The following is a 17,685-nucleotide window of genomic DNA, read 5'->3' as shown; positions in this document are numbered from 1 at the left end:
CTCACGAGCCATCAGCGCAGCCCCTCCAGCCAGCCATCGAGGCTGTTGAATGCATCGCTGAAGGTGCGATCGAGCTGCAACGGGGTAATGGACACGTAACCCTGCATGACGGCATGGAAGTCAGTGCCCGGGCCGCCGTCTTCGGCGTCGCCCGCGGCGGCAATCCAGTAGCCGGCCTTGCCGCGCGGATCAACCACCTTCATCGGCGCCGCCGCACGTGCACGATGGCCCAGGCGAGTCAGCTGAATGCCGCGAATATGATCGAGTGGCAAGTTGGGAATATTCACGTTCAGCACTGTACGCGGCGGCAGATCCAGCGAGCCATGGGCCTCCACCAGCTTGCGCGCGAAATAGGCGGCAGTGGGCAGGTTCTCGACCTGGCGCGATGCCAGCGAAAAGGCAAAGGCCGGAAGCGCAAGGAAACGCCCCTCGAGTGCAGCCGCGACAGTGCCGGAATACAGCACGTCATCTCCCAGGTTCGCCCCCAGGTTGATCCCGGAAACCACCATGTCCGGCTCGCGCTCAAGCAGGCCATTGAGGCCAAGGTGCACGCAATCGGTCGGCGTACCGTTGATACCGATAAAGCCGTTGCTCAAGGTATGCGGATGCAGCGGACGGTCGAGCGTCAGCGAGCTGCTGGCGCCGCTTTTGTCTTGATCCGGGGCGATAACCACGCATTCGGCATAATCCGCCAGCGCAGCATGAAGCGCGGCGAGACCGGGTGCTGTTACCCCATCGTCGTTAGAAATCAGAATACGCATGGGCTGTCCGTCTGCCCTACCGGCACCAGATCGACCAGTTCGCGCACCAATACGGTGGCGAAGCATCCAGCCGGCAGGACGAATTCCAATTGCAGAATGTCAGGCTCGGGATAATGCCACGTCAACCCGCCAATGGGCAGCCGCAGGATGCGACGTTCGTGGCTCATTCCGGCTTTTATCAACCAATCGCACAGGTCAGCCTCGCGGGTAGCGACTTGCTGCTCCAGGGCATGGGCCAGACCGGCGGCGGGCGATTCGCCCTCCCCCCACTGCGGCCCGGTCGGGTGCAGGTCAAGAATCGCCAGCCTTGGATCGCTGCATTCCGCCTCACCGGCCGGGAAAAAACTGCGGCTGTCGGTGAACGCCAGCAAATCGCCGACCTGGGCACGCTGCCAGCTGCCATCGGCCACTCGCGCCGCCAGCACCTGATTGAACACATAACTGCGGGCCGTCGAAAGCAGACGCGAGCGCACATTACGTTGCTCCGGCAACGCCTTGCGTGCCGCCCAGCCGCGGGCGTCCACCAGGTTGCCGCCGTCATGGCCGAAGCGCTGGGCACCGAAGTAATTGGGAATGCCCTGTTGCGCGATCAGTTTCAGGCGCTCGTCGATAGCGGCATGGTCGGCCTTGAGCTGGGTCAGACGCAGCGTAAAGCCATTGGCGGCATGGGCACCGCGTTGCAGCTTGCGTTTGTGGCGGGCGGTCTTGAGGATCTTCAGGGTGTCGTTTTCCGCCGCGGCAAGATCGGGGTCGGCCTTGCCGGGCAATTGCACGCTAAACCACTGCCGGGTCAGCGCCTGGCGATCCTTGAGGCCGGCATAGCTGACGGTGCGCAAAGGCACACCCGCCGCCTTGGCAATCCGCCGGGCCGCCTCTTCGGTGTTCAGGCCACGCTTTTCCACCCACAACCACAGATGCTCGCCTTCACCCGTCAGCGGAATATCCAGCACTTCGTCGACCTGGAAATCCTCGGCGCTGGCTTTCAGCACCGCGCTGCCCAAAGCCTGGCCATAGGCCCGCGGGCCCAGCAATTCCTGTTCCGTCATGCGCGCAGCAACAAGGCGACGCTGTGCACGGCGATGCCTTCTTCGCGACCGACAAAGCCGAGTTTTTCGGTGGTGGTAGCTTTCACGTTCACTTGATCCAGTTCAACTTGCAGATCCGCGGCAATCAGCGCGCGCATCGCTTCGATATGGGGTGCCATCTTCGGCGCCTGGGCCACGATGGTGTTGTCGACATTGCCGACTTTCCAGCCTTTGCCGTGGATCAGTGCGACCACGTGACGCAGCAGCACACGGCTGTCGGCGCCCTTGAATTGCGGATCGGTGTCCGGAAAATGCTTGCCGATATCGCCCAGGGCCGCAGCACCGAGCAAGGCATCGCTCAAGGCGTGGAGTACCACGTCACCGTCGGAATGGGCGAGCAGCCCGAAGCTGTGTGCAATTCGCACGCCGCCCAGAGTAATGAAGTCGCCTTCAGCAAAACGGTGCACATCATAGCCGTGGCCAATACGCATAAAAAAACGCCCCGATTTAGTCAGGGCGTGATTCTACCTGCTTTGTCGGACATTAGGCGCTAAGAGCACGCGCGTGATGCTGCAGGTGGTCGTCGATGAAACTGGCGATGAAGAAATAGCTGTGGTCGTAGCCCGGTTGCAAACGCAGGATCAGCGGATGACCCGCGGCCTTTGCCGCCTGCTGCAAGGCTTCCGGCTTGAGCTGGGTCGCCAGGAAATCATCCCGATCGCCTTGATCCACCAGCAGCGGCAGCTTCTCGCTGGCTTCGGCGATCAGCACGCTGGCATCCCACTCACGCCAGCGCGAACGCTCTTCGCCCAGGTAACGGGAGAAGGCCTTCTGGCCCCATGGGCAATCCATCGGGTTACTGATCGGCGCAAGGGCCGACACCGACAGGTAGCGCCCGGGATTGCGCAAGGCGCAGACCAAGGCCCCGTGCCCGCCCATGGAGTGCCCACTGATACCGCGCTTGTCCGAGGCCGGGAAATGCGCCTCGACCAATGCCGGCAGCTCCTGCACCACGTAGTCGTGCATCCGATAGTGCTGGGCCCAGGGCTCCTGGGTTGCATTGAGGTAGAACCCGGCACCCAGGCCGAAATCCCAGGCACCGTCGGGATCCGCCGGCACGCCGGGGCCCCGGGGGCTGGTGTCCGGGGCAACGATGATCAGCCCCAGTTCTGCAGCCATGCGCATCGCGCCGGCCTTGTGCATAAAGTTTTCATCCGTGCAGGTCAGCCCGGACAACCAGTACAGCACCGGCAGCTTGCTCCCCGCCTCCGCCTGCGGTGGCAGGTATACGGCAAACACCATGTCGCAGCCCAAGACCTGGGAGTGGTGCTTGTAGCGCTTATGCCAGCCGCCAAAGCTCTTTTGACACGAAATATTTTCCAAGCTCATAGGACCTCCAGAGGCAATTGCAGGCCATCAGCTTCAAGTGGCAAGACCGCTGGAACCACTTGCCGCTGACAGCCTGCAACTCCCCGCTGCTCCTCAGAAATGAATGACGGTACGAATGCTTTTACCTTCATGCATCAGGTCGAAAGCCTTGTTGATGTCTTCAAGGCCCATGGTGTGGGTGATGAAGGTGTCCAAGGGGATCTCGCCGCTCTGGGCCATTTCTACGTAGCTTGGCAGCTCGGAACGACCGCGCACGCCACCAAAGGCCGAACCGCGCCAGACGCGCCCGGTGACCAGCTGGAATGGACGGGTGGAAATTTCCTGGCCGGCACCGGCAACGCCGATGATCACCGACTCGCCCCACCCCTTGTGGCAGCATTCCAGCGCCGCACGCATCAACTGCACGTTGCCGATGCATTCGAAGGAGAAATCCACGCCGCCATCGGTCATGTCGACAATGACCTCCTGGATAGGACGATCGAAGTCTTTCGGGTTGACGCAGTCGGTAGCGCCCAGTTGCTTGGCGATTTCAAACTTGGCCGGGTTGATGTCAATGGCAATGATCCGCGCCGCCTTGGCCTTGACCGCACCGATCACGGCCGACAGGCCGATACCGCCCAGGCCGAAGATGGCCACGGTATCGCCGGGCTTGACCTTGGCGGTGTTGATCACTGCGCCGATACCGGTGGTGACACCGCAGCCCAGCAGGCAGACTTTTTCCAGTGGTGCTTCTTTCGGGATCTTGGCGACAGAGATTTCCGGCAGCACGGTGTATTCGGAGAAGGTCGAGGTGCCCATGTAATGGAAGATCGGCTGACCCTTGTAGGAAAAGCGCGTGGTGCCGTCCGGCATCAGGCCTTTGCCCTGGGTGGCGCGAATTGCCTGACAGAGGTTGGTCTTGCCCGACAGGCAGAATTTGCACTTGCCGCATTCCGGGGTGTACAGCGGGATGACGTGGTCGCCGACTGCAACCGAGGTCACGCCTTCACCGATGGCTTCAACCACGGCCCCGCCTTCGTGCCCCAGAATCGACGGGAAGATACCTTCCGGATCAGCGCCGGACAGGGTGTAGGCATCGGTATGGCACACACCGGAAGCGACCACCCGCAGCAAGACTTCACCGGCCTTGGGCATGGCCACATCGACTTCGACGATTTCGAGAGGCTTCTTGGCCTCGAAGGCAACGGCAGCGCGCGACTTGATCATCCTGGGGGTCTCCAATGAATAAAAACGAGACGCGCAGTGTAAAACACCGCTGAACGATTAATAATCCAAGCAAAAGCAAAACATTATTGCTGTACAGGGATAATCGACATGAGTGAAAACCGCTGGGAGGGCATCGACGAGTTTGTCGCAGTGGCCGAATACAGCCAGTTCACTGCAGCAGCCGAGCGCCTGGGGGTGTCCTCCTCCCATATCAGCCGGCAAATTGCCCGCCTCGAGGAGCGCCTGCAAACTCGCCTGCTCTACCGCAGTACCCGCCGCGTCACCTTGACCGAGGCAGGTCAGACGTTTCTTCAACATTGCCAGCGCCTGCAGGACGGCCGCGAGGAAGCGTTGCGCGCCGTGGGTGATTTGACCAGCGAGCCCAAAGGCATGCTGCGCATGACCTGCGCCGTGGCTTATGGCGAGCGCTTTATCGTGCCGCTGGTGACCCGCTTTATGGGCCTCTATCCGCAACTGCGGGTGGACATCGAACTCAGCAACCGCCCACTGGACCTGGTACATGAGGGGCTGGACCTGGCGATTCGCCTGGGGCGGCTCCAGGATTCACGCCTTGTGGCCACGCGCCTGGCGCCGCGGCGCATGTACCTGTGCGCCTCGCCATCGTATCTGGAGCGCTACGGGCGCCCCCATAGCCTGTCGGAGTTGAGCCGACACAATTGCCTGATTGGCAGCTCGGATATCTGGCAACTGGAACAGAACGGGCGGGAGTTTTCCCAGCGGGTGCAGGGTAATTGGCGCTGCAACAGTGGGCAGGCAGTACTGGACGCGGCGCTGCAAGGGGTTGGGTTGTGTCAGTTGCCGGACTACTACGTGCTCGAACACCTGCGCAGCGGTACGTTGATCTCCCTGCTGGAGGCCCACCAACCGCCAAATACCGCCGTCTGGGCGCTGTATCCGCAACAGCGGCATTTGTCGCCCAAGGTGCGCAAGCTGGTGGATTACCTCAAGCAAGGCCTGGTCCAGCGCCCGGAGTACCAAGATTTGTAGCGGCTGACGCGGGGCCTCTTGGGCGCTGGGCTGAATCTGGGAGAAAGGCGGTGTTGATCAGGGCCAGCGCAGCCTCGCGGGCTCGGCAGCGGCTACGGGGGCGACGTATGTAGCCGCTGCCGCAGGCTGCGCTGGCCCTTACATGTACCTAGGTGGTTCGCTGCTACGCAATCAGCGGCGGTTGGCCCAGCGCTGGCGCAGCCATTCGAGGTCTTCGGGGCGGGTGACTTTGATGTTGTCCGAACGCCCTTCGATCAGGCGTGGCGCCTGGCCCGACCATTCCACTGCCGAGGCTTCGTCGGTGATCAGCACATCCGCCACCAGGCTGTCAGCCAATGCCCGATGCAAGGCGCCCAGGCGAAACATCTGTGGCGTGTAGGCCTGCCAGATCAGACTGCGATCGACGGTTTCCACCACACGGCCATGCTTGTCGACGCGCTTCAAGGTGTCCCGAGCCGGCACGGCGAGCAAACCGCCCACCGGGTCGTCCGCCAATTCGCCGAGCAGCTTGTCCAGGTCATCGCGGGTCAGGTTGGGCCGAGCCGCGTCGTGCACCAGCACCCAGTCCTCATCCGCCGCGCCCTGGGCATGCAGGTGCAACAAGGCATTGAGGACCGAACCGGAGCGCTCCTGCCCACCGTCCACGCGCTGAATCCGCGAGTCATGGGCACAGGCCAGGGTCGGCCAGAAGGGATCGTCGACAGCGAGACTGACCACCAGCCCCTTGAGGCAGGGATGGTCGAGGAAACAGCCGAGGCTGTGTTCAAGAATAGTGCGTCCGCCCAGCTGCAAATACTGCTTGGGGCGGTCCGCGGCCATACGGGCACCAACGCCCGCGGCAGGAATCACGGCCCAGAAGGCCGGCAAACGCTCGATCATTGGGCCAACTGGTAGAGGGTCTCGCCCTCCTTGACCATGCCCAACTCATGGCGAGCCCGTTCTTCAACGGTCTCCATGCCCTTTTTCAACTCCATGACTTCCGCATCGAGTACGCGATTACGCTCCAGCAAACGCTCGTTTTCGGCGTGCTGATCGGCAATCTGCTGAGTCAGGTCGGCTACCTGCGCCAAACTGCCATTCCCCACCCACAGGCGGTACTGCAGGCCAGCCAGCAGCAAGAGCAAGACGAGGAACAACCAATTGGGACTGCGCATCGAATATCGGGTATCCAGTGAAAAAAGACAGCCATGCCTACAACTTCGAACCTACTGATAGCACGAAGCCTGGAAGAACCAGGCTTGTGCTCATAAGGCATCAGATTAGAGGCAAAAAAGCCGCTATAGCGATTTTTCCGACACAATCCGGTGTCTTTTTACCATCTACCGCTTAGCCGCGAAACTCGCTGCGACCGTTGTACTTGGCTTTGCCATTCAATTGCTCTTCGATGCGCAGCAATTGGTTGTACTTGGAAACTCGGTCGGAACGGCACAGCGAACCGGTCTTGATCTGGCCAGCCGCAGTGCCCACGGCCAGGTCGGCAATGGTCGAATCTTCGGTTTCACCGGAGCGGTGCGAGATGACGGCGGTGTAACCGGCGGCCTTGGCCATCTGGATGGCTTCCAGGGTTTCGGTCAGGGTGCCGATCTGGTTGAACTTGATCAGGATCGAGTTGGCGATCTTCTTGTCGATGCCTTCTTTCAGGATCTTGGTGTTGGTCACGAACAGGTCGTCGCCTACCAGTTGGATTTTCTCGCCGATCTTGTCGGTGAGAACTTTCCAGCCGGCCCAGTCGGACTCGTCCAGGCCGTCTTCGATGGAGATGATCGGGTAACGCTCGGTCAGACCTTTGAGGTAGTCGGCAAAACCTTCGGAAGTGAATACGTGGCCTTCACCGGACAGGTTGTACTTGCCGTCTTCATAGAATTCGCTGGCCGCGCAGTCCAGAGCCAGGGTCACGTCAGTGCCCAGGGTGTAACCGGCGTTGGCCACGGCTTCGGAGATCACTTTCAAAGCGTCTTCGTTGGATGCCAGGTTCGGCGCGAAACCACCTTCGTCACCTACTGCAGTGCTCAGGCCACGGGCCTTCAGCACAGCCTTGAGGTGATGGAAAATCTCGGTGCCCATGCGCAGGCCTTCCGAGAAAGACTTGGCGCCAACCGGCTGCACCATGAATTCCTGGATATCGACGTTGTTATCGGCATGCTCGCCGCCGTTGATGATGTTCATCATTGGAACCGGCATCGAGTACACGCCCGGGGTGCCATTGAGGTTGGCGATGTGGGCGTACAGCGGCAGGTCCTGGTCCTGGGCAGCAGCCTTGGCTGCAGCCAGGGATACAGCGAGGATCGCGTTGGCGCCCAGGGTGGCTTTGTTTTCAGTGCCGTCGAGCTTGATCATCGCGTGATCCAGCGCTTTCTGGTCGCTTGGGTCTTTGCCCAGCAGCAGGTCGCGGATCGGACCGTTGATGTTGGCTACAGCCTTGAGCACGCCTTTGCCCAGGTAACGGCTCTTGTCGCCATCACGCAGCTCGAGCGCTTCACGCGAGCCGGTGGAAGCACCGGACGGCGCGCAGGCGCTACCGATGATGCCGTTATCGAGAAGCACGTCCGCTTCGACGGTGGGATTGCCACGGGAGTCGAGAACTTCACGACCTTTGATGTCGACGATTTTTGCCATTGTTGTAAACACTCCAAAGTTGACGAAAACGACGCAGCTGTAGGAAATCTCTTTACCGTCGGCAAGTGATGGGCAGCGGGCAGGCTTGCAGACGATAAGGCTCAGGCCCGAGGGCCCGAGAAATAATCGTGCGGTACTTTACCGGAGAAATCGGTTTTAGGCGGTTTCTACCGTCGGAAAACTCTTCACCAGTTCGTCCAGCGCCTTGAGCTGAGCCAGGAACGGCTCGAGCTTGTCCAGGCGCAGGGCGCAAGGACCGTCACACTTGGCGTTGTCCGGGTCCGGGTGGGCTTCCAGGAACAGGCCTGCCAGGGACTGGCTGATACCGGCCTTGGCCAGGTCGGTGACCTGGGCCCGACGACCACCCGCCGAATCGGCACGGCCGCCCGGCATCTGCAGGGCATGGGTCACGTCGAAGAACACCGGGTATTCGAACTGCTTCATGATGCCGAAGCCGAGCATGTCGACGACCAGGTTGTTGTAGCCGAAGCTGGAACCGCGCTCGCAGAGGATCAACTGATCGTTACCCGCTTCTTCGCACTTGCTCAGGATGTGTTTCATTTCCTGGGGCGCAAGGAACTGGGCTTTCTTGATGTTGATCACCGCACCGGTCTTGGCCATCGCGACCACCAGGTCGGTCTGGCGCGACAGGAAGGCCGGCAACTGGATGATGTCGCAGACTTCAGCGACGATCGCCGCCTGGTCAGGCTCGTGGACGTCGGTGATGATCGGCACGCCGAAGGCTTGCTTGATGTCCTGGAAGATCCGCATGCCCTCTTCCAGGCCGGGGCCACGGTAAGAGGTCACGGAGGAACGGTTGGCCTTGTCGAAGCTGGCCTTGAACACGTAAGGGATCCCAAGCTTCTGGGTCACCTTGACGTACTCTTCGCAGACCTGCATCGCCATGTCGCGGCTTTCCAGCACGTTCATGCCACCGAAAAGCACCATGGGCTTGTCGTTGGCAATCTCGATATCGCCTACACGGATGATCTTCTGGGCCATCAGGGTTTATGCCTTCTTCTGGTGTTGAGCCAAGGCCGCCTTGACGAAACCGCTGAACAACGGGTGACCGTCGCGCGGTGTCGAGGTGAACTCAGGGTGGAATTGGCAAGCGACGAACCATGGATGATCCGGTGCTTCAACCACTTCAACCAGCGCGCCATCACCGGAACGACCGGAGATTTTCAGGCCGGCTTCCATGATTTGCGGCAGCAGGTTGTTGTTCACTTCGTAGCGATGACGGTGACGCTCGACGATCACGTCCTTGGCGTAGCAATCGTGAACCAGGGAACCCGGCTCCAGCAGGCAATCCTGGGCACCCAGGCGCATGGTGCCGCCCAGATCGGAAGCCTCGGTGCGGGTTTCGACAGCGCCGGTGGCATCTTCCCACTCGGTGATCAGGCCCACGACCGGGTGACCGCTGGCGCGATCGAACTCGGTGGAGTTGGCGTCTTTCCAGCCCAGCACGTTACGTGCGAACTCGATAACGGCCACTTGCATGCCCAGGCAGATGCCGAGGTACGGCACCTTGTTTTCACGAGCGTATTGCACGGCGGTGATCTTGCCTTCCACGCCACGCAGACCGAAGCCGCCAGGTACGAGGATGGCATCGACACCTTCGAGCAGCGCGGTGCCCTGGTTTTCGATGTCTTCGGAATCGATGTAGCGCAGGTTGACCTTGGTCCGGTTGCTGATGCCGGCGTGACTCATGGCTTCGATCAGCGACTTGTAGGCGTCCAGCAGCTCCATGTACTTGCCGACCATGGCGATGGTGACTTCGTGCTCCGGGTTCAGCTTGGCGTCAACCACGGCTTCCCACTCGGACAAGTCAGCGCTGCCGCATTGCAGGCCGAAACGCTCGACGACGAAATCATCCAGGCCCTGGGAGTGCAGGATGCCCGGGATCTTGTAGATGGTGTCCGCATCTTCCAGTGCAATCACCGCACGCTCTTCAACGTTGGTGAACTGGGCGATCTTGCGACGCGACGAGATGTCGATCGGGTGATCGGAGCGGCATACCAGCACGTCCGGCTGCAGGCCGATGGAACGCAGTTCCTTGACCGAATGCTGGGTCGGCTTGGTTTTGGTTTCGCCGGCTGTGGCGATGTACGGCACCAGGGTCAGGTGCATCAGCATCGCGCGCTTGGCGCCGACTTCGAAACGCAATTGGCGGATGGCTTCGAGGAACGGTTGGGACTCGATGTCACCCACGGTGCCACCGATTTCAACCATGGCCACGTCGGCATCGCCGGCGCCCTTGATGATCCGGCGCTTGATCTCGTCGGTGATGTGCGGAATCACCTGAATGGTCGCGCCCAGGTAATCACCACGGCGCTCTTTGCGCAGCACGTGCTCATAGACACGGCCGGTGGTGAAGTTGTTGTTCTGGGTCATGGTCGTGCGGATGAACCGCTCGTAGTGGCCCAGGTCCAGGTCAGTCTCGGCGCCGTCGTGGGTGACGAACACTTCACCGTGCTGGAACGGGCTCATGGTGCCCGGGTCGACGTTGATGTACGGGTCCAGCTTCAGCATGGTGACCTTAAGTCCCCGCGCCTCCAGGATGGCCGCCAATGAAGCCGAGGCAATGCCTTTCCCCAATGAAGAAACAACACCGCCCGTGACGAATATGTAGCGCGTCATGAAAAACCCTAGAAGTCTGCGTTAAAGCGGTCCGAGCCGCCGGGGAAAGCGAAGGAAGGCCGAAGCCCCCGATCACCTGCATTAATCACAGTGCATCTTTCGAAAAAACCGCCGCGTTGTGACAGACCGGATGCAAAAACACCGGTACGTTGCTCGCTACACATTTTTTGGAATCGCCCAGCAAAGACTGCTTGGTAATCGGCAACTTCTGCAATTCAGGCGAATCCACAGAAGTTGTATCAAGAAGGGAGCGTAGTCTACCGGAAAGGGCCTTTCAGCTCAAACCTTGATCGCTCGTCGGCGGCTGCCAATGCAATTGCCAACAACCATGGGCGTTTGCGACAAGACCTGGCAGGTTTGCCACCGCCAACAACTGCTCGCCCTGATACAGCAGCGGCAATCTGCCACGGGCAAAGGCCGGCAAGCCACTTTCATTGAGCAAGCGCTTCAGGTCGCGATGGCCTCGACCCGGTAAATGCATGACTTCGCCACCTTGACGATAAGCCACCTGCAACGGTCCCCTGGGCCCCTGGCCGGTGATATGCAACTGCCCGTTATCCGGTAGCACCAGCGGTCGGGAAACGTCTGCCCAGGATGGCGCATCAGGCATCGGGCGCAACCAGGCGCCCGCCAACCACCACAACCGCCCGCAGGCTCGATGCAGTTCGCCATCCGCCAGGCGCCAGATCGGATGCCCATCTTGCGCCGCATCGCGTAGCGTCTCCCAACCCACCCAGTGCTCGCTATCCGGCAAACGGCTGCGAAGGCTCAGCCAGTGGCTCAAGGCGTTGCGCTGGCGAGCGGGAGAAAGCGCTTGCAGGGGAGCCAACTCCAGTGACGGCAGGCGCAACCAACTGAAGTCGCTGGCAGTGTCGGCCGCAGCAAGATCCATCTGCGCCAGCTCATCGAGCAGCCCTTGAGCCTCACTCAAATGCGCCGCGCTGCGCGCCATGCTGGCCAGTGCCCGAGGCCAGCGAGCAGTGAGCTGGGGAAGCACCGCGTGGCGCAGGTAATTGCGTGAAAACTGCTGATCGAGATTGGAGGGATCCTCGATCCAGCTCAATCCACGCTCATCGGCATAACGCAGCAGTTCGGCCCGCGATACATCCAGCAACGGCCGCAGCAAATGTCCCAGGCCCAAAGGGCGGGATTCAGGCATCGCTGCCAGCCCTCTTGCCCCCGCGCCGCGCAACAGCCGAAACAACAAGGTTTCCGCCTGATCGTCACGATGCTGCCCAGTCAGCAGCAACTCGTTGTCAGCTGTTGCGCGCTCAAAGGCGCCGTAACGCGCATCACGGGCCGCACGCTCGAGGCTGGCGCCCACTTGCACCTGCACGCGCACGACCTGCAAGGGCACCCCCAGCGCGTCGCACACGGACTGACAATGGGCCGGCCAGGCATCGGCCGCAGCCTGTAGACCGTGGTGGATATGCAGGGCGGCCAAAGGTGGAAGTGGGTGTTGTTGCGCCAGATCGGCAAGCAGGTGCAGGAGGACGGTGGAGTCCAGACCGCCGGAATAGGCAATACGCCAGGCGCAGGCGTCACGCCAAGGAGCCAGGCGATGCAGCAATTGGGCAGATAGGTGATTCATCAACGGACAGGACCTGTGGGAGCCGGGCTTGCCTGCTGCAGACGCTGGAGCGGTGAAGGGATCCACCGCCGCGTCCGGACCGCAGGCAAGCTCGCTCCTACAAGAAGGAGCGACGGCGTATCAGAGACCGTAGCTCATCAGGCGGTCATAACGACGCTTGAGCAAGGTTTCGGTGTCCATGCCCTTGAGCATCGCCAACTGCGAAGTCAGCTCGGCACGGATCGAGGCAGCAGCGGCTGCTGGGTCACGGTGTGCGCCCCCCAGAGGCTCGCCGATCACCTTGTCCACAATGCCCAGGCCTTTGAGACGCTCGGCAGTGATACCCATGGCTTCGGCGGCATCCGGGGCTTTCTCGGCGGTTTTCCAGAGGATGGACGCGCAACCTTCTGGGGAAATAACCGCGTAAGTCGAGTACTGCAGCATGTTCAACTGGTCGCAAACGCCAATCGCCAATGCACCGCCAGAACCACCTTCGCCAATGACCGTGGCGATGATCGGGGTCTTCAGGCGGGCCATGACACGCAGGTTCCAGGCAATGGCTTCGCTCTGGTTGCGCTCTTCGGCGTCGATACCCGGGTAGGCGCCCGGCGTGTCGATAAAGGTCAGGATCGGCATCTTGAAGCGTTCGGCCATTTCCATCAGGCGGCAGGCCTTGCGATAGCCTTCCGGACGCGGCATGCCGAAGTTGCGACGAACCTTTTCGCGGACTTCGCGGCCTTTCTGGTGACCAATGATCATCACCGGCTGGTCATCCAGACGGGCAACCCCGCCGACAATGGCAGCATCGTCCGAGAAGTGACGGTCGCCATGCAGCTCGTCGAACTCGGTAAAGATGTGGTCGATGTAGTCCAGGGTGTACGGACGACGCGGGTGACGCGCCAGACGAGCGATCTGCCAGCTGGTCAGCTTGCCGAAGATGTCCTCGGTAAGCGTGCTGCTTTTATCCTGCAGGCGGGAGATCTCATCGCCGATATTCAGCGAATTGTCATTACCGACCAAGCGCAACTCTTCGATCTTGGCTTGCAGGTCGGCGATCGGCTGTTCGAAATCTAGAAAATTCGGGTTCATAGGCGTCCGTCTTGGGTCGACATCCAAGAGAGCTTGGGTCGGCCGGTTGTCTATTCGCGCATTACCTTAAGGGACAGGCGCGTTCAGGTCGAGATTAAAATCCGGGTCGAGGTCAGGGCAAACCCGATAACGCAAGGAATGCCCGCTGACCATCAACGGTATTGGAGGAAGACGTTGTCTCGCCCGAACTGGTCACGCAGGGCTTGAATCAATGCATCCGCCGGGTCGATTCGCCAGCCTTCGCCGAACTGCAGCAAGGCCTTGGAATCATCCCGGGCATATTCCATGGTCACCGGGCAGGCACCGCGATAACGCTTGAGCAACTCGCCCAACCAGCGTAGCTGATCACCCTTGAGGGCCTCGGTATGAACCTTGAGCCGCAGGCTTTCCGCCAGGTTGGTCCGCGCATCCTCCATGCTCATCACGCGCTTGACCCGCAGGCGCAGGCCGCCGGAGAAGTCATCGTTGCTGACCTCGCCCTCGACCACCACCATCGCGTCGGTCTGCAGCAGGGACTGCGCCGAATGGAAGGCCTCGGCAAACAGTGAAGCCTCAATCCGCCCCGAACGGTCGTCCAGGGTAATGAAGCCCATCTTGTCGCCCTTTTTGTTCTTCATGACCCGCAGGGCAATAATCATCCCCGCCACGGTCTGGGTATCCCGCGCAGGCTTCAGATCGATGATGCGCTGGCGGGCAAAACGGCGGATTTCACCTTCATACTCGTCGATCGGGTGACCGGTCAGGTACAGCCCCAGGGTGTCTTTCTCGCCTTTGAGGCGCTCCTTGAGGGTCAGTTCCTTGGCCTTGCGGTGATTGGCGTAGACATCGGCGTCTTCTTCCACAAACAGACCGCCAAACAGGTCGGCATGGCCGCTGTCGTGGGTCCGGGCCGTCTGTTCGGCCGCCTTGATCGCTTCTTCCATGGCGGTCAGCAATACCGCCCGGTTCTGGTCGATGTTGGCCTGATAGGCCTTGGGCTCATCGTGGAAATACGGACCCAGGCGGTCCAGGGCGCCACTGCGGATCAAACCGTCAAGGGTGCGCTTGTTGATACGCTTGAGGTCCACCCGGGCGCAGAAATCAAACAGGTCCTTGAACGGCCCGGCCTGGCGCGCCTCGGTAATGGCCTCTACCGGCCCTTCGCCAACCCCCTTGATCGCCCCCAGGCCATAAATGATCCGACCTTCGTCGTTCACCGTGAACTTGAACTCCGAGGTGTTCACGTCTGGCGCATCGAGGCGCAGCTTCATGATCCGCACTTCCTCGATCAAGGTCACGACCTTGTCGGTGTTGTGCATATCCGCCGAGAGCACCGCAGCCATGAACGGCGCCGGGTAGTGAGCCTTGAGCCAGGCGGTCTGGTACGACACCAGGCCGTAAGCTGCGGAGTGGGATTTGTTGAAGCCGTAACCGGCGAATTTCTCCACCAGGTCGAAAATGTTACCCGCCAGGTCCGGGTCGATATTATTGGTGGCGCAACCCTCAATGAAACCGCCACGCTGCTTGGCCATTTCCTCAGGTTTTTTCTTACCCATCGCCCGGCGCAGCATGTCCGCACCACCGAGGGTGTAACCGGCCATGACCTGGGCGATCTGCATCACCTGTTCCTGATACAGGATGATGCCGTAAGTCGGTGCCAGTACCGGCTTGAGGCCTTCGTACTGGTAATCCGAGTGCGGGTAGGCCAGTTCGGCGCGACCGTGCTTACGGTTGATGAAGTCATCCACCATGCCCGATTGCAAAGGGCCCGGACGGAACAGGGCCACCAGTGCGATCAAGTCTTCCAGGCAGTCGGGCTTGAGCTTTTTGATCAGCTCCTTCATGCCTCGCGACTCAAGCTGGAACACCGCCGTGGTTTCAGCCTTTTGCAGCAGGCTGTAGGTCGGCTTGTCGTCGAGCGGGATAAAGGCGATATCCAGCGGCTCTTCGTCGACCTTGGCCCGCTCGCGGTTGATGGTCTTGAGGGCCCAATCGATGATGGTCAGGGTCCGCAGACCAAGGAAGTCGAACTTCACTAGGCCCGCGGCCTCGACGTCATCCTTGTCGAACTGGGTAACCAGGCCATCGCCTTCTTCGTCGCAATAGATCGGCGAAAAGTCGGTCAGCTTGGTTGGCGCGATAACCACGCCACCGGCGTGCTTGCCGACGTTGCGCACCACGCCTTCAAGCTTGCGCGCCATCTCCCAGATTTCCGCCGCTTCCTCATCGACCTTGATGAAGTCGCGCAGGATCTCTTCCTGTTCGTAGGCTTTTTCCAGGGTCATGCCGACTTCGAACGGGATCATCTTCGACAGGCGATCCGCCAGGCCGTAGGACTTGCCCTGGACCCGGGCCACGTCCCGCACCACAGCCTTGGCGGCCATGGAACCGAAAGTGATGATCTGGCTGACCGCGTTGCGGCCGTACTTCTCGGCCACGTAGTCGATCACCCGATCGCGACCGTCCATGCAGAAGTCGACGTCGAAGTCGGGCATGGAGACCCGCTCCGGGTTGAGGAAACGTTCGAACAGCAGGTCATATTCCAGCGGATCGAGGTCGGTGATCTTCTGCACGTAGGCCACCAGGGACCCGGCACCCGATCCACGGCCCGGACCTACCGGGACACCGTTGCTCTTGGCCCACTGGATAAAGTCCATAACGATCAGGAAGTAACCGGGGAAGCCCATCTGGATGATGATATCCAGCTCGAAATTCAAGCGATCGACGTACACCTGGCGCCGGGCTTCGTAATCTTCGGTCGTGTCTTTGGGCAGCAGCACCGACAACCGCTCTTCCAGGCCGTCGAACGAGACCTTGCGGAAATACTCATCGATGGTCATGCCATCGGGAATCGGGAAGTTGGGCAGGAAGTGAGTGCCCAGCTTGACCTCGATATTGCAGCGCTTGGCAATTTCGACCGAGTTCTCCAGCGCCTCGGGCAAGTCACTGAACAGTTCGGCCATCTCATCGGCGCTTTTCAGGTATTGCTGGTCGCTGTAGTTCTTCGAACGCCGCGGATCGTCGAGGGCGCGGCCCTCACCGATGCAAACACGGGTTTCGTGAGCTTCGAAGTCTTCCTGCTTGATGAAACGCACATCGTTGGTCGCCACCAACGGTGCACCGAGCTTGTCGGCCAGGGCCACGGCTGCGTGCAACTGCTCTTCGTCATTAGGACGATTGGTGCGCTGGACTTCCAGATAGAAGCGATCCGGGAACACCGCCATCCAATCGCGAGCGAGGGTCTCGGCTTCCGCCAGGTCACCACTGATCAAGGCGATGCCGATCTCACCTTCCTTGGCGGCCGACAGCATGATCAAGCCGTCCGCGGCCTCGGCCACCCATTCCCGCTCGATTATCACCTGGCCATTACGCTGCCCATCGATAAAACCGCGGGAGATCAGCTCGGTCAGGTTGCGATAGCCGACGGCGTTCATTGCCAGCAGGCTGATCCGGCTCAGTGGGTTGTCCGGATCCTTGTTCGACAGCCACAGGTCGGCGCCGCAGATCGGCTTGATACCCGCGCCCATGGAGGCTTTATAGAATTTGACCAGGGAACACATGTTGTTTTGGTCGGTGACCGCCACAGCGGGCATGCCCATGCCGGCCAGCGTCTTGACCAGCGGCTTGATCCGCACCAGACCGTCGACCAGTGAGTATTCAGTGTGCAGGCGCAGGTGAACGAATGAAGCCGGCATAGTGATCCTGTAAGTAAGCACAAAAACAACAAGGCCCGGATTGTACCGGGCCTCGGCTAAAACATCAGCCTCAGGACTGTGTCTCGCTCAAGCTCTCACGTGCTTCATAGGCTTGGCGGACCGGCGCGAACGAACGCCGGTGAATCGGCGTCGGCCCCAGGCGGGTCAGCGCTTCGAGGTGCACAGGCGTCGGATAACCCTTGTGGCCGCCGATGCCGTAACCCGGATAGATCAGCTCGAACGCCGCCATTTCACGGTCGCGACTGACCTTGGCCAGAATCGACGCTGCGGCGATTGCCGGCACCTTGCTATCACCCTTGACCACCGCCTCCGCGGGCATGGCCAACCTCGGGCAACGATTACCGTCGATCATCGCCAGCTTCGGGGTAATGCTCAGCCCTTCCACCGCGCGCTGCATGGCGAGCATGGTCGCGTGCAGGATATTCAGCTCGTCGATTTCCTCGACTTCAGCGCGGGCAATGCACCAGCTCAGGGCTTTCTCGCAGATCTCATCGTAGAGTTTTTCTCGCCGGGCTTCGGTGAGTTTCTTCGAATCGTTGAGACCAAGGATCGGCCGGTTCGGATCCAGAATGACCGCCGCCGTGACCACCGCACCGCACAACGGACCGCGTCCGACTTCATCGACGCCGCACACCAGCTCTTCAGTGGCGGCTACCAGGGTAAAGTCCAGGCCCATCTGCATCTTC

At 60.8% G+C, this 17,685-nt stretch carries 15 protein-coding genes; 1 reads left to right on the top strand and 14 read right to left on the bottom strand.

Features of this window, described 5'->3' with window-relative positions; translation table 11 throughout:
* Nucleotides 1-11: 11 nt before the first annotated feature.
* From surE to JFU57_RS13780, 5 genes are all read right to left on the bottom strand, one after another.
* Complete coding sequence (gene surE, locus JFU57_RS13800) at nt 12-761, bottom strand: 5'/3'-nucleotidase SurE (RefSeq protein ID WP_078470084.1); 750 nt, start codon at nt 759-761, stop codon at nt 12-14.
* Nucleotides 749-1,807 carry a tRNA pseudouridine(13) synthase TruD gene (gene truD, locus JFU57_RS13795; RefSeq protein WP_201129632.1) on the bottom strand — a complete coding sequence of 353 codons (1,059 nt, stop codon included), beginning with the start codon at nt 1,805-1,807 and terminating at the stop codon, nt 749-751. Before truD ends, surE begins: the two co-directional genes overlap by 13 nt.
* The gene (ispF, locus tag JFU57_RS13790) at nt 1,804-2,277 is read right to left on the bottom strand and encodes a 2-C-methyl-D-erythritol 2,4-cyclodiphosphate synthase (protein ID WP_020296599.1); all 474 of its coding nucleotides are present in this window, start codon (nt 2,275-2,277) and stop codon (nt 1,804-1,806) included. The genes truD and ispF overlap by 4 nt, the downstream gene beginning before the upstream one ends.
* Before the next feature lie 52 nt (nt 2,278-2,329).
* A complete protein-coding gene (gene fghA / locus JFU57_RS13785) occupies nt 2,330-3,175 on the bottom strand; it encodes an S-formylglutathione hydrolase (protein ID WP_201129631.1) in 846 nt (281 codons plus the stop codon).
* Nucleotides 3,176-3,268: 93 nt separating this feature from the next.
* The gene (locus JFU57_RS13780; protein ID WP_020296601.1) at nt 3,269-4,381 is read right to left on the bottom strand and encodes an S-(hydroxymethyl)glutathione dehydrogenase/class III alcohol dehydrogenase; all 1,113 of its coding nucleotides are present in this window, start codon (nt 4,379-4,381) and stop codon (nt 3,269-3,271) included.
* Nucleotides 4,382-4,489: 108 nt separating this feature from the next.
* Between JFU57_RS13780 and JFU57_RS13775 the strand changes: the two genes are divergently transcribed.
* Nucleotides 4,490-5,389: a LysR substrate-binding domain-containing protein gene (locus JFU57_RS13775; protein ID WP_020296602.1), complete on the top strand. Its 900-nt coding sequence runs from the start codon at nt 4,490-4,492 to the stop codon at nt 5,387-5,389.
* Between the two features lie 171 nt (nt 5,390-5,560).
* Here the strand turns inward: JFU57_RS13775 and ispD are convergent, their stop codons facing one another.
* The 9 genes from ispD to rnhB form a co-directional block, all read right to left on the bottom strand.
* The gene (ispD, locus tag JFU57_RS13770; RefSeq protein WP_078470080.1) at nt 5,561-6,268 is read right to left on the bottom strand and encodes a 2-C-methyl-D-erythritol 4-phosphate cytidylyltransferase; all 708 of its coding nucleotides are present in this window, start codon (nt 6,266-6,268) and stop codon (nt 5,561-5,563) included.
* Entirely contained in the window at nt 6,265-6,543 is a 279-nt protein-coding gene (gene ftsB / locus JFU57_RS13765; protein ID WP_011059544.1) for a cell division protein FtsB, read from the bottom strand. The genes ispD and ftsB overlap by 4 nt, the downstream gene beginning before the upstream one ends.
* A 172-nt stretch (nt 6,544-6,715) precedes the next feature.
* Nucleotides 6,716-8,005, bottom strand: a complete 1,290-nt coding sequence (gene eno / locus JFU57_RS13760) for a phosphopyruvate hydratase (RefSeq protein WP_078470079.1) — start codon at nt 8,003-8,005, stop codon at nt 6,716-6,718.
* A gap of 156 nt (nt 8,006-8,161) precedes the next feature.
* Nucleotides 8,162-9,007: a 3-deoxy-8-phosphooctulonate synthase gene (gene kdsA / locus JFU57_RS13755; RefSeq protein WP_020296605.1), complete on the bottom strand. Its 846-nt coding sequence runs from the start codon at nt 9,005-9,007 to the stop codon at nt 8,162-8,164.
* A gap of 6 nt (nt 9,008-9,013) precedes the next feature.
* Complete coding sequence (locus JFU57_RS13750) at nt 9,014-10,645, bottom strand: CTP synthase (protein WP_020296606.1); 1,632 nt, start codon at nt 10,643-10,645, stop codon at nt 9,014-9,016.
* 274 nt (nt 10,646-10,919) lie between these two features.
* The gene (gene tilS, locus JFU57_RS13745) at nt 10,920-12,236 is read right to left on the bottom strand and encodes a tRNA lysidine(34) synthetase TilS (protein ID WP_201129630.1); all 1,317 of its coding nucleotides are present in this window, start codon (nt 12,234-12,236) and stop codon (nt 10,920-10,922) included.
* A gap of 120 nt (nt 12,237-12,356) precedes the next feature.
* Nucleotides 12,357-13,304 (bottom strand): acetyl-CoA carboxylase carboxyltransferase subunit alpha, encoded by a 948-nt coding sequence (locus JFU57_RS13740; RefSeq protein ID WP_078470077.1) that lies wholly within the window; start codon nt 13,302-13,304, stop codon nt 12,357-12,359.
* A gap of 152 nt (nt 13,305-13,456) precedes the next feature.
* A complete protein-coding gene (gene dnaE / locus JFU57_RS13735) occupies nt 13,457-16,978 on the bottom strand; it encodes a DNA polymerase III subunit alpha (RefSeq protein WP_078470076.1) in 3,522 nt (1,173 codons plus the stop codon).
* Nucleotides 16,979-17,048: 70 nt separating this feature from the next.
* A complete protein-coding gene (gene rnhB, locus JFU57_RS13730) occupies nt 17,049-17,681 on the bottom strand; it encodes a ribonuclease HII (protein WP_201132112.1) in 633 nt (210 codons plus the stop codon).
* Nucleotides 17,682-17,685: the final 4 nt, after the last annotated feature.

Origin of the sequence: Pseudomonas sp. TH07, assembly GCF_016651285.1 — a bacterium.
GTDB lineage: Bacteria > Pseudomonadota > Gammaproteobacteria > Pseudomonadales > Pseudomonadaceae > Aquipseudomonas.
This window is presented reverse-complemented; position numbering and strand designations above follow the sequence as displayed.

Bases quoted from the DNA above. Each gene is read 5' to 3' on its own strand.
- surE (WP_078470084.1), bottom strand. From the start codon at position 761: ATGCGTATTCTGATTTCTAACGACGATGGGGTAACAGCACCCGGTCTC.
- kdsA (WP_020296605.1), bottom strand. From the start codon at position 9,007: ATGGCCCAGAAGATCATCCGTGTAGGCGATATCGAGATTGCCAACGAC.
- truD (WP_201129632.1), bottom strand. From the start codon at position 1,807: ATGACGGAACAGGAATTGCTGGGCCCGCGGGCCTATGGCCAGGCTTTG.
- tilS (WP_201129630.1), bottom strand. From the start codon at position 12,236: ATGAATCACCTATCTGCCCAATTGCTGCATCGCCTGGCTCCTTGGCGT.
- dnaE (WP_078470076.1), bottom strand. From the start codon at position 16,978: ATGCCGGCTTCATTCGTTCACCTGCGCCTGCACACTGAATACTCACTG.
- fghA (WP_201129631.1), bottom strand. From the start codon at position 3,175: ATGAGCTTGGAAAATATTTCGTGTCAAAAGAGCTTTGGCGGCTGGCAT.
- JFU57_RS13750 (WP_020296606.1), bottom strand. From the start codon at position 10,645: ATGACGCGCTACATATTCGTCACGGGCGGTGTTGTTTCTTCATTGGGG.
- ftsB (WP_011059544.1), bottom strand. From the start codon at position 6,543: ATGCGCAGTCCCAATTGGTTGTTCCTCGTCTTGCTCTTGCTGCTGGCT.
- ispD (WP_078470080.1), bottom strand. From the start codon at position 6,268: ATGATCGAGCGTTTGCCGGCCTTCTGGGCCGTGATTCCTGCCGCGGGC.
- rnhB (WP_201132112.1), bottom strand. From the start codon at position 17,681: ATGCAGATGGGCCTGGACTTTACCCTGGTAGCCGCCACTGAAGAGCTG.
- JFU57_RS13740 (WP_078470077.1), bottom strand. From the start codon at position 13,304: ATGAACCCGAATTTTCTAGATTTCGAACAGCCGATCGCCGACCTGCAA.
- ispF (WP_020296599.1), bottom strand. From the start codon at position 2,277: ATGCGTATTGGCCACGGCTATGATGTGCACCGTTTTGCTGAAGGCGAC.
- JFU57_RS13780 (WP_020296601.1), bottom strand. From the start codon at position 4,381: ATGATCAAGTCGCGCGCTGCCGTTGCCTTCGAGGCCAAGAAGCCTCTC.
- eno (WP_078470079.1), bottom strand. From the start codon at position 8,005: ATGGCAAAAATCGTCGACATCAAAGGTCGTGAAGTTCTCGACTCCCGT.
- JFU57_RS13775 (WP_020296602.1), top strand. From the start codon at position 4,490: ATGAGTGAAAACCGCTGGGAGGGCATCGACGAGTTTGTCGCAGTGGCC.